At 62.0% G+C, this 13819-nt stretch carries 12 protein-coding genes and 1 other RNA gene; 3 read left to right on the top strand and 10 right to left on the bottom strand.

Annotation, left to right across the window (positions count from 1 at the left end; genetic code table 11):
* Position 1 precedes the first annotated feature (1 nt).
* The 7 genes from ACQAYK_RS10765 to rnpB all read right to left on the bottom strand — a co-directional run bounded on the left by ACQAYK_RS10765 (position 2) and on the right by rnpB (position 6737).
* A complete protein-coding gene (locus tag ACQAYK_RS10765) occupies positions 2-1351 on the bottom strand; it encodes a UDP-N-acetylmuramoyl-tripeptide--D-alanyl-D-alanine ligase (protein WP_215873046.1) in 1350 nt (449 codons plus the stop codon).
* On the bottom strand, positions 1348-2790 hold the full coding sequence (locus tag ACQAYK_RS10760) for a UDP-N-acetylmuramoyl-L-alanyl-D-glutamate--2,6-diaminopimelate ligase (RefSeq protein ID WP_215873045.1): 1443 nt from the start codon (positions 2788-2790) through the stop codon (positions 1348-1350). The genes ACQAYK_RS10765 and ACQAYK_RS10760 overlap by 4 nt, the downstream gene beginning before the upstream one ends.
* Positions 2777-4519 carry a peptidoglycan D,D-transpeptidase FtsI family protein gene (locus ACQAYK_RS10755; RefSeq protein WP_215873044.1) on the bottom strand — a complete coding sequence of 581 codons (1743 nt, stop codon included), beginning with the start codon at positions 4517-4519 and terminating at the stop codon, positions 2777-2779. Before ACQAYK_RS10755 ends, ACQAYK_RS10760 begins: the two co-directional genes overlap by 14 nt.
* Complete coding sequence (gene ftsL / locus ACQAYK_RS10750) at positions 4516-4779, bottom strand: cell division protein FtsL (protein WP_215873043.1); 264 nt, start codon at positions 4777-4779, stop codon at positions 4516-4518. Before ftsL ends, ACQAYK_RS10755 begins: the two co-directional genes overlap by 4 nt.
* Complete coding sequence (rsmH, locus tag ACQAYK_RS10745; RefSeq protein WP_215873042.1) at positions 4769-5722, bottom strand: 16S rRNA (cytosine(1402)-N(4))-methyltransferase RsmH; 954 nt, start codon at positions 5720-5722, stop codon at positions 4769-4771. Before rsmH ends, ftsL begins: the two co-directional genes overlap by 11 nt.
* Positions 5719-6171, bottom strand: a complete 453-nt coding sequence (gene mraZ / locus ACQAYK_RS10740; protein ID WP_215873041.1) for a division/cell wall cluster transcriptional repressor MraZ — start codon at positions 6169-6171, stop codon at positions 5719-5721. The genes rsmH and mraZ overlap by 4 nt, the downstream gene beginning before the upstream one ends.
* A 220-nt stretch (positions 6172-6391) precedes the next feature.
* An RNA gene (gene rnpB / locus ACQAYK_RS10735) (RNase P RNA component class A) lies at positions 6392-6737 on the bottom strand.
* 99 nt (positions 6738-6836) lie between these two features.
* On the opposite strand from rnpB, the gene ACQAYK_RS10730 reads away from it, so the two are divergent.
* Positions 6837-7103, top strand: a complete 267-nt coding sequence (locus ACQAYK_RS10730; protein ID WP_215873040.1) for a hypothetical protein — start codon at positions 6837-6839, stop codon at positions 7101-7103.
* Between the two features lie 14 nt (positions 7104-7117).
* Here the strand turns inward: ACQAYK_RS10730 and ACQAYK_RS10725 are convergent, their stop codons facing one another.
* Complete coding sequence (locus tag ACQAYK_RS10725) at positions 7118-8824, bottom strand: AMP-dependent synthetase/ligase (protein WP_215873039.1); 1707 nt, start codon at positions 8822-8824, stop codon at positions 7118-7120.
* A complete protein-coding gene (locus tag ACQAYK_RS10720; RefSeq protein ID WP_215873038.1) occupies positions 8824-9444 on the bottom strand; it encodes a glutathione S-transferase N-terminal domain-containing protein in 621 nt (206 codons plus the stop codon). Before ACQAYK_RS10720 ends, ACQAYK_RS10725 begins: the two co-directional genes overlap by 1 nt.
* A 238-nt stretch (positions 9445-9682) precedes the next feature.
* Here ACQAYK_RS10720 and lpxC point away from each other — a divergent pair, with 238 nt between their 5' ends.
* Entirely contained in the window at positions 9683-10600 is a 918-nt protein-coding gene (gene lpxC, locus ACQAYK_RS10715; protein WP_215873037.1) for a UDP-3-O-acyl-N-acetylglucosamine deacetylase, read from the top strand.
* Here lpxC and ACQAYK_RS10710 read toward each other — a convergent pair.
* The gene (locus ACQAYK_RS10710; RefSeq protein WP_226827830.1) at positions 10537-11082 is read right to left on the bottom strand and encodes a DciA family protein; all 546 of its coding nucleotides are present in this window, start codon (positions 11080-11082) and stop codon (positions 10537-10539) included. The genes lpxC and ACQAYK_RS10710 overlap by 64 nt on opposite strands.
* Here ACQAYK_RS10710 and secA point away from each other — a divergent pair.
* Positions 11081-13819 carry a preprotein translocase subunit SecA gene (secA, locus tag ACQAYK_RS10705; RefSeq protein ID WP_215873036.1) on the top strand — a complete coding sequence of 913 codons (2739 nt, stop codon included), beginning with the start codon at positions 11081-11083 and terminating at the stop codon, positions 13817-13819. The two genes, ACQAYK_RS10710 and secA, sit on opposite strands and share 2 nt — an antisense overlap.

Here is a 13819-nt window from a genome sequence, read left to right as displayed (position 1 = left end):
TTCAGCCAGCCTCCTGCCGCAGGGCCGTAACCACCCTTTCCATATGAGCGGCACGAGAACCCTTTACCAGCACCGTGACATCGCCCGCCAGCACTGGCTGCAGGGCGGTAACGAGGGCGTCGATCTCGGCAAAGTGGCTGGCGCCGCGGCCGAAGGCCTCCACTGCTGCCGCGCTCAGGGGGCCCGTGGCGAAGAGCCCATCAATGCCCAGTTCGCGCAGGCGTTTCCCCGCCTGGGCGTGGTAACTGCGCGCCTCCGGGCCCAATTCGCCCATATCCCCTAAAACCAGAAAACGCCGACCTGGTTGCTGCGCCAGGACCTGCATCGCTGCCTCCAGGCTCGCCGGGTTGGCGTTGTAGCTGTCGTCCAGGAGACGGCTGCCCTGCCGCCCCGCGACCCACTGCAGGCGCCCAGAGACGCCGCGCAGCTGGGCGACGCTACGCACAATGGCAGCGATCGGGGTGTCGAGGGCCAGGGCAGCAGTAACCGCCGCCAGGACATTGGCGCCGTTGTGCCGGCCGGGCAGGGGAATCTGCAGATCAAAGGTTCCCTGCGGTGCCCGCACCTGCATCTCTCCGCCCGTCGCACTCGCCTGCCAGGCGCCGCGAACGCGCGCAGGCCGGTCTTCCAGACTGAAACGCCAGACCTCTCCAGGCGCCTGCGCTGCCCATTCCTCACAAAAGCGATCATCTCCATTGAGCACGGCGATACCGTGGGGGCCCAAGCCCTCGAGGATTTCCCCCTTGGCCGCCGCGATGGCCTCTACCGTCCCCAGGTTTTCGAGGTGCGCCGTTCCGGCATTGTTGATGAGCACCAGGTCCGGTGCCGCCAGACGGCTCAGCACCCGAATCTCTCCGGCATGGTTCATCCCCATTTCGACTACCGCGTAGCGGTCCGTCTGACTGAGGCGCGCCAGGGTCAGGGGAACGCCGATATGGTTGTTGAGGTTGCCCTGGGTGGCGATGCCGTGACCGGTTTCCTGCAGGATTGCCGCCAGAATCTCCTTGACCGTGGTCTTGCCGCAGGAACCGGTGACGCCAATGACCTTGGCGGGACAACGCTGGCGCCAGGCGGCGGCGAGGTCTTGCAGCGCCTGCAGGGTATCAGTGACCAAGACCCCGGGCTCCGCCATCGCCCGGCTGACGAGCACGGCCGCGGCGCCGTTGCTGCGTGCCTGGGCAACAAAGTCATGGGCATCGAAATGTGGCCCAGAGAGGGCAACGAAGAGCGCGTCGGGTTGCGCGCTGCGGCTATCGCTACTGAGTCCGCGAATCCGCAGTTCTGCCGGGCTACCAGGGAGGGTTTTCCCATGACAGATCTTGGCGACTTCCCGGAGACTCAGCTCGATCATTGACGTAACGCCTCCTCTGCGTGCTGCGCGTCAGCGAAGGGCTGTTTCTGACCGCCGCGATCCTGATAGCTCTCGTGACCCTTGCCAGCGATCAGTACCCAGTCGCCAGACTGGGCATCGGCGATCGCCAGCTGGATGGCGCGTGCCCGATCATGTTCTACGGTCGCCCGACCGCTCGGAATTCCGGTCAGAATCTCGTTGGTGATTTGTTCCGGGTCTTCCATGCGTGGGTTGTCGTCGGTGACGATCACCCGATCCGCCAGACGCGCGGCAATGGCGCCCATCTGCGGACGCTTGCTGCGATCGCGATCGCCGCCGCAACCAAAGACCAGCGTGATCTTCCCCTTGGCAATGGCACGCAGGTCTTGCAGGACGGCATCCAGGGCATCCGGGGTGTGAGCGTAATCGATCATCACCCGCGCCTTGCCCGGTACGGCCGGCAGGCACTGGTAACGTCCTACCGGCAGGCTGAGGCGGGCAATCTGCTCGTCTTCGATCTCCCAGCCGAGAGCTGCAGCGCAGGCCAGGGCTGCCAGCAGATTGTAGGTGTTGCTGCGCCCGAGCAGAGGACTGCGCAGGCGGCGTCTGCCCTGGGGTGTATCCAGCTCCAGCAGTGTACCGCTGGCCCCCGGATGGTAGTCGCGCACCTGGATGGCAGCCGCGCCAAATCCATAATCCAGTACCTTTACCTGCGTTGCGATGGTTTGCCGCAGTTGCGCAGTGAAGGGATCATCGGCATTAAGGACGGCGTATTGCAGTTCCGGCGTCTGAAAGAGCCGCGCCTTGGCTGCCCCATAACTCGCCATATCGCCGTGAAAGTCGAGGTGATCCTGGGTCAGGTTGGTGAAGACCGCAACGTGGAAGGGGACCGCAGCTACCCGGCCCAGGGCAAGGGCGTGGGAGGAAACCTCCATACTGACCGTCTGCGCCCCGGCAGCACGCGCCGCGACCAGCAGGCGCCATAACTCGACCGCTTCGGGGGTGGTGTTGGGCAGTGCCCGCAGCGCATCCACCGGCCCATAGCCGAGGGTGCCGATGATCTGCGCTGGTGCTGGCGCCAGCTGGGCGATCAGCCGCGTCACACTACTCTTGCCATTGGTCCCGGTCACGCCAATAAGCCGGGGGGCGGCGTCCGCGTCCCAGCAGTAATGACGCCGCAAAGCCAGCCCCAGGAGGGCGCGGGCATCGGGGCGCGACCAGAGCGGTCCGGCTTCGGTGTCGCGAAACCCTTCCTGTTCCGCCTCGACGATGGCAGCGGCGGCGCCCGCCTGCCAGGCCTCGGGCAGAAAGTGCGCCGTGGGTCCATGGCGGGTCTCCAGAGCGACAAAGAGCCCCCCTTTGGGCAAGCGGCGGCTGTCACTGTCGATGCCGGTTATGGGAATGGCTCGTGCTGGCTGCAATTCCGGGAGGAGACGGTCGAGGGTTTCAGTGCTGGACATCACCCGCTCCTTCTGCCCAGCGCTGCTGTTCGGCAATGCTCCGTGGGCGGATAGCCTGGGCGCTTCCTGCCTGCGGCGGAACACCGGCGTTGCGCAAGGCCACGCTCATGGTGCTGCGAAAGATCGGTGCCGCGACGACACCGCCATAGCGCCAGCCTTGGGTAGGGTCGCGCACTGTCACCGCCATCACAAAACGCGGATTCTGTGCCGGCGCAAAGCCGACGAAGCTAGTATTCACCTGATGGCGATGAAACCCACCTTTGCCGTTGGCCATGGCCGCCGTGCCGGTCTTGCCAGCTACCGTGTAGCCGGGGATGGCAGCGAGAAAGCCGGTACCCCCGGGCGCGACGACCCCGGCCAGCCAACTGCGCAGCTCGGCGGCGGTACTGGCCGCCATCACTCGGCGTTCCTCGCCTTGTTGCCCCTTGAGCAGGTGTGGTTGGACGTAGACACCACCATTGGCGATTGCCGCATAGGCGGCGGCCAGCTGCAGGGTATTCACCGAGATGCCGTAGCCGTACGCGATCGCCGCATGCGCCGCTGGCCCCCATTGTTGATAGGCGGGCAAGCGGCCGGCGCTCTCGCCGGGCAGGGCCAGGCCCACGGATTGGCCGAAGCCAGCGCGGCTGAGCAAACCATAGAGATCTGCTGCAGGGGTGCGCAGCGCAATCTTGGCCGCGCCGATGTTGCTGGAATATTTCAGAATTTGCGCGATGTCGAGGGTGCCATGCCGGGCGTCATCCTGAATGCAATAGCTAGCGACGCGAAAGCAGTTGGTGTCGACATCGAAGCGGCTGCTGGCCTGGATGCTGCCGCTATCCAGGGCCGCTGCCACGGCAAAGGGCTTCATTACCGAGCCGGGTTCGAAGGTGTGGGTGATGGCGCGATCCGTGGCACCGGCGGGATCATAGTGTTCCCGATCGTTGGGATTGCTCGCGGGGTAGTTGACCATTGCCAGGATGGCACCACTGTGGGCGTCGAGAAGGACCGCAGAGCCTGAGTGCGCGGCGAAACGTTGTACGGCAGCCGCCAGAGCCGTGTAGGCGGCATACTGCAGGCGGCGATCGATCGTCAGGGTCAGGGGCTGGCCTGGGTGGCTGACATTTTCCGGGGCGCTGGACAGCAGGTGCCCATGATTATCGCGCAGAACTTCGCGCTGGCCGGCCTGGCTGCGCAGGACGTGATCATAGGCCAGTTCCAGACCTTCACTACCAGCCCCTTCGATATTGGTAAAACCCAGCAATGGACCGGTGATCTGCCCGCTGGGATAGAAGCGTCGGTACTCCTGCAATTCATGCAGCCCGGGGATGCCCAGGGCCAGTGCTCGTGCAGCCAGTTGCGGGTCGACCTGCCGAAGCAGGTAGGCAAAGGCACTACCACTGTGTTGCAGGCGTTTGCCAATCTCTGCGGTCGATATTCCCAGGACCTTGGCCAGCTCTGGCCAGCGCGCCTGCTGTTGCGCAAAAACCTTGGGGTCTACCCAGAGGGTGCTGCTGGGCACCGATAGGGCCAAGGGCTGACCATAGCGGTCGAAGATCTCCCCGCGCGCCGGCGCCGGCATGGGCAGCTGCCGCTGGTAACGTTGCTGACCCTGGGCACGCAGGAAGCCGCTCTGCTCCACCTGCGTCTGCCAGGACTGGTAGAGAATGGCACAAAATCCAGCGCCCAATACCCCGAAGATCAGGCGCGGTCGCCAGCTGGGCAGGGAGGATTGCGCCAGGGCATTCACTGGGCTTTCACCATGACGATTTGGCTGTTTTTCGGTGCCTCCAGCCCTAGTTTCTGATGCGCAATGTCACCAACACGGGTATCGGAAGCCAGCGTTGCTTGCTCCAGTTGTAGCTGCCCCCAACGATTGTTGAGGGTAAAAATGTGATTTTGCAGGGCCTGCAGATGAATGAATTGCGCCCGACTGTTTTCGCGTGCAGCCACGATGCCGAAGAGGGTGAGAGTGATCAGCGCGACGAGAAGGATGGTGCTACGACGCATGACAATACTCCGGATTCTTGGTAGCGGTACGCAACACGGCGGAACGGGCGCGGGGATTTTTGGCGATTTCTGACTCCTGTGCACGAATAGCGGGGCTGATCTCGACCCAGGGCTGGGCGGGCAGTTCCGCGGCGCGCAAAGGCAGGCGGGGATCAGGGCGCGCTTCATGCGCGCGGAAAAAGCGCTTGACCAAGCGGTCTTCGAGGGAGTGAAAGCTGATGATGGCGAGCCTTCCACCGGGGCGCAGGGCAGTCAAGGCCTGGGGCAGGAAGCGCTGCAGTTGGCCCAGTTCGTCATTCACCTGGATGCGAATGGCCTGGAAGCTCCGGGTAGCGGGATGGATTCCTTTCCCTGCAGGGAGCAGATCAGCGATCAGCTCCGCAAGCTCGCGGGTACGCAAAAGAGGCGCGTCTTGACGCCGGGCGATGATGGCTTTGGCAATCCGCGTTGCCGCTTTTTCCTCGCCATACTCCTGCAGCACGCGCCGCAGCTCCCGAAACTCCACCTGCGCCAGCCACGCGGCAGCAGACAGCCCCTGACTGGGGTCCATGCGCATATCGAGCGGGCCATCGCGCAAAAAGCTGAAGCCACGTTCGGCCTCGTCCAGTTGCGGCGACGAAACCCCCAGATCGGCGAGGATGGCATCCACCCGCCCAAGCCAGCCGCGGGCCTCCAGCAGTTGCGCCAGGGCGTCGAAGGGGGCCTGGACCAAGTCCACCCGCGGATCGTCGGCAAAGCGTTCGCCCAGCGCCTGAATGGCCGCGGGATCGCGATCGAAGATACACAGCCGATCATCGACGGCCAGCTGCGCGAGGAGCAGGGCGCTATGACCACCTCTTCCTCCGGTAACATCCACCAGGCGCCGCGGTCCTGGAGCCTGCCAAACCGGCTGCAGTGCCGCAAGCACCTCGTTGGGCAGAACTGGCTGGTGAGCGCCGCTCATAGCTGCAAATCTCCAAGGCTCGCGAGCAGGTCCTCATCAGGCGATAGAGTCTGCTGTTGCTGCCACAACTCTGCATCCCAGATCTCGAACTTGCTGACTTGCCCTACCAGCACCACATCGCGCTCGATCTGTGCGTATTGCCGCAGGTTGGCGGATAGGAGGATGCGGGATTGGTTGTCGAGACGGAGTTCTTCTGAGTGGCCGATGAAGAGGCGCTGGAAGCGGCGGACGCTGGCCTGGGTGCTGGGGAGGGCGGCTACCTGTCGTTCGACTTCCTCCCAGCGCGGCAGAGGATAGGCCCAGAGGCAGCGTTCGGCCGCTTCGTTGGTGGGGTTGATGGTGAGCACGATTTGCCCGTCACAGAGGGCGTTGAGCTGGTCGCGAAACCGCGCCGGCACGCTGAGACGTCCCTTGCTGTCGAGAGTATGACAATGCGTGCCGCGAAACATGACCGGGTGGCTCTCCGTTGTTTACCACTTTGCCCCACTTCTTCCCACGTTGCTAAGGGTAAGGACGGGTCTTGTTTGTGTCAAGGCAAAAACGCTTATAATTTCTGTATCTTAGCGATTCCTGAAGTGATTTTCGCGCGATTTCTGAGGAAAAGTCGACAACCGTATGAATTTAAGAAAGATTTCGCCTGAAAGGCGAGAATGGCTAGCGGGTGGGGAAAAGTGGAGTGAGTCGGTAAGCCGGGTTCTGTCGTGGACGACCATTCCTCTAGGCCGGCCCTTACGAGCCGGCTCCAGCAACCTACCCGCGCACGCTGCGGGCCACAGCTTGGTGCGCCTATTTGGTCTTGCTCCGGACGGGGTTTACCCTGCCACTCCCGTTACCGGGAGCGCGGTGCGCTCTTACCGCACCTTTTCACCCTTACCGGCGTTTACACGCTTTGGCGGTGTATTTTCTGTGGCACTTTCCGTAGGCTCACGCCTCCCGGCCGTTAGCCGGCGTCCTGCCCTGTGGAGCCCGGACTTTCCTCCCCGGATCGCTCCGCGGCGGTCGTCTGACTCACTCCACAGCGCACTATACGCACTTTGCGGCGCCGTACAACTCGGCACACTCCGCCAGACCGGAACTATACTCTCAATACAACGTGATCTGAGGAGAGACTGTCATGATCGATGATACATTTCTGGATGAAGTGCGTGAGCTACCGTCCGTGACCCCCATGGAACGGGTGGTGGCGTGGTCGGTGTTTCGCACGAGGGACGCGGCGCGGCAATTGCTGGAGCATGTCCATTTGGCACCGGGTCAGGCACTCGTGGGTGGGCATGGCAAGGACAGCGTGGCGGAGTATTGGTGGGTGGGGGTACAGGTGCAGAACCTGGAAGGCTGGGGCCACAGTGCCTCCATAAATAAACATGGGCGCATGGGCGACTAGCCCAAAGCACGGAATCAGCGCTGTAGGGCGGCGAGTTCGGCGGCATACTGTTCCGCGACGCGGCGCCGCTTCACCTTCAGCGTGGGGGTCAGGGTGCCGCCACTTTCGCTCAAGGGCTCGCGCAGGATGGCGAAGCGCCGCACCTGCTCAAAACTCGGCAGGCCTTGCAGGGCCTGATGAACGGCTTGCCGGAGCGCGTGTTCGAGCTGCCGCGCATCGACACTCTCCCCCAAAGTGTCGCGTACGATCTCGGGATTCGGGTAGAGCAGCGCAATCAGATACGGAAGGTGGTCGCCAAAGACGACCGCCTGAGCGATGAGCGGCTGGCTGCACAGCCGCAGCTCGATCTTCTGCGGCGCAATGTTTTCCCCGGCACTGTTGACGATGATTTCTTTTTTGCGTTCGGTGATGTGTAAATATCCATCGACATCCAGCTCGCCCACGTCACCAGTATGCAACCAGCCCTCCACCACCGTCTCGCGGGTGGCGGCATCGTTGTTCCAGTACCCCTGCATAATGGACGGACCGCGCACCAGGATTTGCCCATCGTCGGCAATGCGCAGCTCGAGATTGGGCAGGGGCTTGCCCACGCTTCCCGGGTGGATGGCATTGAGGGGGTTGGCAGCGATGACCGGGCTCGCCTCGGTCATGCCATAACCCTCGAGAATGGGCAGGTCGAGTCGCAGAAAAAACTGGGCGATGGTAGGGTCCAGAGCGGCGCCGCCGGAGACGAAGTACTGCAGGCGCCCGCCGAGCTTCTTGCGCAGCTGTTTGCGCAGCAGATAACTGCTTGTCGCCTGTTGCCAGTGCGCCGCCGTTTTTCCTTCCAGCCCCATGCCCTGGCGTAGAAATTTCCCCAGCCAGTCATGGCGATCGTTGAGAGTCCGCAAAGTGCGTTCGTAGAGCACTTGAAAAATGCGTGGAACAGCAATCAACAGATCGGGATGGGTAGTGGCCAGATCGCGCAGCACAGTATCGGGCCGTTCGGCATAGGCGGTCTCCAGACCCAGCAGATAGCCGCCAAAATGGCCGGTGGCACGTTCAAAGACATGGCTGAGCGGGAGCACCGAAAGCAGTCGTTGCCCGGCGCGTAATGGTACCAGGTGCAAAAAGCCCTCGATGTTGCTGAGAAAGTTACCGTGACTCAGCATGACGCCCTTGGGCCAGCCCGTGGTTCCCGAGGTATAGACGATGCTGGCGAGGTCTTGCCGTCGCAGGGGGTCTGCGGGGAACGCGGGTGCCTCCTCATCGCCCCCGAGGGTGTCCAGGTCTTGCCAATCGGCCAGCCCCGCCGCGGCCTCCTGCAGAAAGACATGGCCGGGCGCGACACCCCAGGCCGCGGGTTCCAGACGGCTGTAGATCTCCTGATTCTGCAACAGGATCACACTGGGGCTGCAGTCCCCCAGAACATAGTGAATCTCGCGTGCCCCGAGGCTTGCGTAGAGGGGCACGGTAACCGCACCAATGCTGAGAATGGCAAAATCGAGAATGGCCCAATCGACGGAATTGGCGGCCATGAGCAGGACCCGGTCACCCCGGCGTACTCCAAGCCGGATCAGTCCCCGTGCGCGGCGCCGCACGCTTTCTGCAAAGTCGGCGGCGCGCAGGGGAAGGAACTGTTCACCCACCCGCTGCCAGGCGATATTTCCGTCGGGATCGCGCTGGCAACGGGCGAAGAGTCCGGCCGCGAGGTGATCGAGACCGGTTACCGAAAGCGCCATCAGCGCAGCGCTTTTTCTGCCGGGGTCAGGCTACGCTGGAAACTCTCCAGCGCAAAAATCTGTTCCGCATAATCTTGGGTGGCCCTGGCCGCCTTGGGAATCTCGATGCCCAGGCTTGGCAAGCGCCACAGCAGTGGTGCCAGGGCGCAGTCGGCGATAGACAGCTCATCACCGAAAAGGTAGCGTTGCTGGCTGAATAGGGTGCTGAGTTGGGCCAGGGAGCGACGCAAAGAATCCTTGGCGGCGACTTTGTCCTGCTCGCTGTAACCCGGCCGGAACAGGGGGTTGAACCAGTCGCGATCAAACTGCATCAGTCCCACCCGGACGCGTGCGCGCGAGATGGGATCGGCAGGGATCAAGGGGGGATGCGGAAAGCGCTCGTCGAGATATTCGATGATCAAGAAGGACTCGATGACGGCCAGGTCACGGTCGACCAGGGTGGGCACTTCGCCATAGGGATTCAGCGCGAAGAGGTCTTCCGGCTTGTCAGCGAAGTCGATATCGACTACCTGATACTCCATGGCCTTTTCTTCCAGTACGAAGCGAACGCGATGGGCAAAGACGCAGTCCTGCGCGGAATACAGCGTCATCAGGGTCTTCTTGTTGCTCGGTGTTGCCATGCAAGGGTCCTCAAAATGTCTAGTGGGGTGTTTCGCCGTAATATCGGAGCATTTAGTGTATCAGAACGTGTGGGGGATTGGGTGGGGAATCGTGAACGGATGTCAAATTTGATTGCGCAGCCCTGAAGGGTGGCATTACACTGGCGCGACAGAATTAAGTTGTAACTTCGCAACAGTCGTTGTATCGTTGGCTCTAGTGAAACGTGGGAGGGCGATCCCGGCGATCGCAAAAAGGTAGATGATTCAACAGCGCACTCTGAAAAACATGATTTGGGGCACCGGGATTGGCCTGCATAGTGGCAAGAAGGTGTATCTTGGTTTGCGCCCAGCGCCAGTGAACACGGGAATCGTCTTCCATCGCAGTGACCTCCCCGGCAAGGCCTACATCAAGGCCGATCCTTTGCATGTGGTCGACACGCGACTGTCTACCAATATCGGCGATGGGGAAATTCGCGTCGGCACCATCGAACATCTGATGTCTGCCCTGGCCGGCCTCGGCATCGACAATGTGTATGTGGATCTGGACGGTGCGGAAGTCCCGATCATGGACGGTAGTGCCGCGCCCTTCGTATTCCTCATCCAGTGCGCCGGGGTGGAGGAGCAGAATGCTCCGAAACGTTTCATCCGCATCACCGAGACCCTGGAAGTGCGTGATGGCGACCGTTGGGTACGTCTCGAGCCCTTCGATGGCTTCAAGGTCAGCTTTACCATCGACTTCGATCATCCCGTGGTACGCAATGGCGGCCAGGAAGTCAGCGTCGATTTTGCCCACACCTCCTATCTGAAGGAAGTTTCGCGGGCGCGCACCTTCGGCTTCATGCGCGAGGTCGAAACGCTGCGGCGCATGGGTCTGGCCTTGGGGGGCAATCTCGATAACGCCATCGTCGTCGATGACTACCGCGTGCTCAATGAGGATGGCCTGCGCTACGCCAATGAGTTCGTCCGCCACAAGGTCCTCGACTCCATTGGCGATCTCTACCTGCTAGGGCATCCGTTGCTGGGACATTTCTCTGGTCACAAGGCCGGGCATGCCCTCAACAATCAGCTTCTGCGCCTGCTCCTGCAGCGCGAGGATGCCTGGGAATATGTGGATTATTCCTCGCCGGAGAAGGCGCCGTTTTCCTTTGTGGATTCCCTGGCGGCGGTCCCTGCCTGATCCAGGGTCCGGACCAGTCGTTGGAGGGCGGCGCCGAGGGCGCCGTCGCTGTTTTCTGCCAACTCGCGCAGGGCGTCCGGCGCGGGTCCGGAGATGCGGGTGGCGGCAGGCGGCCGCGACGCAGACGCTTGCGATTGCCGTGGGCGCACCGTGGCCACGATCCGTTCCGCCGGATACTCTGGAAAACGCGCATTCCAACGCTGACAGATGCGTTTCTGGTGGCGTCGTAACCAGGCCAGCCAGACGCTGCTCTCCACCAAGACCTGCAAGGTGCCGTCGCGCCAGTCCACGAGCCAGGTGCGTTCTTGGGCTTCCAGGCTCAGCAGCGCATTCCAGTCCTGCTGCCGGGCGTGCAGCTCCTGTCCGTGACGAAACACGGCTGCGAGCGCCGGGCCGATCTGATCACGGGCGCGACGTTTCGTCCGTGCGGGCTTCGTGCTACCCTCGGGCATATTTTTTTGACTTAGAGTTTTGGCATTCATGCTGGGAACCATCATCCGTCATGTGGTGGGCAGTCGCAACGACCGCCTGATCAAGAAAGCCCGCGCTGTAGTTGCCCGGATCAATGGCTTGCAGGAACAGGTTCACGCCATGAGCGATGCCGAGCTACAGGGGCAGACGGCGCGACTGCGCGAGCGGGTCGGGAACGGGGAGCCCCTGGACAGTATCCTGCCCGAGGCCTTTGCCACCGTACGCGAGGCGGCGCGGCGCGTTATGGGGCTGTTTCACTACGATGTGCAGCTGATCGGCGGTTACATGCTGCACGAGGGCAAGATTGCCGAGATGCGCACCGGCGAGGGCAAGACCCTGGTCGCCACTCTGCCGGCCTACCTCAATGCCCTGACCGGCAAAGGCGTTCACGTTGTGACGGTCAACGACTATCTGGCCAGTCGTGATGCCGAGTGGATGGGGCGCGTGCACCGCTTTCTGGGCCTGTCCGTTGGGACCATCATTGCCAATCTTTCGCCCGAGGAGCGCCGTGCGGCTTACGCTGCCGACATCACCTATGGCACCAACAACGAGTTTGGCTTCGACTATCTGCGTGACAATATGGCCTTTTCGCCCGCCGAGCGAGTGCAGCGCGGCCTGCATTACGCCATTATTGACGAAGTCGACTCCATCCTTATCGACGAGGCGCGCACGCCGCTGATCATCAGCGGGCCCACCGAGGAAAACACCGATCTCTACCAAAAAGTCGACAAGCTCATCCCGCAGTTCGTTGCCGACGAAGACTTTACCATCGATGAAAAGGCCAAGCAGGTGCTGCTCACGGAAGAGGGCGTCGAAAAGGCCGAGCAACTGATGCTCGATAATGGCTTGCTGCGCGAGGGGAACCTCTACGACGTCCAGAACGTCAGTCTGGTGCATCATCTCAATCAGGGTTTGCGCGCACATCATATCTACCATCGCGAAACGGACTATATCGTTCGCGACGGTGAGGTCTGCATCGTCGATGAATTTACCGGCCGCATGATGACGGGCCGGCGCTGGTCCGACGGCTTGCATCAGGCGGTGGAGGCCAAGGAGGGGGTGGAGATCCAGAACGAGAGCCAGACCCTGGCCTCCATCACCTTCCAGAATTATTTCCGTATGTACGAAAAATTGTCGGGCATGACTGGCACTGCCGACACCGAGGCCTTCGAGCTCAACCAGATCTATGGCCTGGAAGTGGTCGTCATTCCCACCCACCGACCCATTCAGCGCAAGGATCTGGCCGATCAGATCTACCGTACGGCGGCGGAGAAATGGGATGCGATCACCGCCGATATCGAGGCCTGTCGAGAGCGCGGGCAACCCGTTTTGGTGGGTACGACTTCTATCGAACACAATGAGTATTTGTCGCGCTGTCTGCAACAGAAAAAAATCCCCCATTCCGTGCTCAATGCCAAGCAGCACGAGCGCGAGGCGGAAATCATTGCCCAGGCGGGAAAATCCGGTGCCGTGACCATTGCCACGAACATGGCCGGCCGCGGTACGGATATCGTTCTCGGTGGCAATGTCGAGCATCAGATTGAGATGATCGAGGCACGCGAAGACCTCGACGATGCCGCCAAGGCAGCGCAAGCCCAGGACCTGCGCGATGGCTGGGGAGCGGAGCACGACAAGACCCTGGCAGCCGGCGGTCTGCACATCATTGGTACGGAACGTCATGAGTCGCGGCGGGTGGACAACCAGCTGCGGGGACGTGCCGGGCGCCAGGGCGACGTTGGTAGCAGTCGGTTTTATCTGTCTCTGGAAGATCCGCTCATGCGGATCTTTGGCAGTGATCGCCTGGGCGGACTGATGCAGAAGCTTGGCATGCAGCCGGGGGAGGCCATCGAGCATCCCTGGGTGACCAAGTCCATCGAAAACGCCCAGCGCAAGGTTGAAGCGCGCAATTTCGATATCCGCAAGCAGTTGCTCGAATATGACGACGTCGCCAATGAACAGCGCAAGATCATCTACGCCCAGCGCAACGCCTTCATGGACAGTGACAATTTGCACAGAGAAGTGGAATCCCTGCGGGTTGATGTGCTCGATGCTCTGCTCGATGACTATGCCCCGGCGGGCGTCATGGAAGAGCAGTGGGACATTGAGGGGCTGGAACTGGCCCTGGAACGGATTTTTGCCGAAAAGTTCCCAGTAGGAGAATGGCTGGCAGCCGATCGCACCTTGAATCATGAGGGCCTGCAGGAACGCATCCTGGAGGCGGTGCACGCCCGCTGGCAGGAGCGCGAGGCATTGATGGGCGAGGAAATGGCTCGTCATCTGGAAAAGAGTGTGACCTTGCAGGTGCTCGATAGCCAGTGGAAAGATCACCTCGCCAGCATGGATCACCTGCGCGAGGGTATTCACCTGCGTGGCTATGCGCAGAAAAACCCCAAGCAGGAGTACAAGCGCGAGTCGTTGACCTTGTTCAATGCCATGCTGGCGCGGGTGCGCGAAGAAATCGTCAGCACCCTGTCGCATGTGCAGGTCAGCCCGGTTAGCGAGACGCCTGCCGAGGCCATGGATTGGAGCAGTCTCTTCCCGAGCCCGCCGACGAATCAGGGTCTGGTCTTCCAGCACCCCGATCTGCCGGGTGGCTCCAGTGCAGACGAGGACCGCGACCTGTCCGCCGTAGCGGCCCTGGGTGGGGCGGCGGCGATGCCCATACACGTGCAAAAGGTGGGTCGTAACCAGCCTTGCCCATGCGGTTCCGGCAAAAAATATAAACACTGTTGTGGTCGCCTCGGCTGA

The sequence above is a fragment of the Acidithiobacillus sp. AC3 genome (genome assembly GCF_050261095.1).
Lineage (GTDB): Bacteria > Pseudomonadota > Gammaproteobacteria > Acidithiobacillales > Acidithiobacillaceae > Igneacidithiobacillus > Igneacidithiobacillus copahuensis.
The sequence above is the reverse complement of the archived record's forward strand: the minus strand, read 5'-3'. Positions and strand labels throughout refer to the sequence as shown.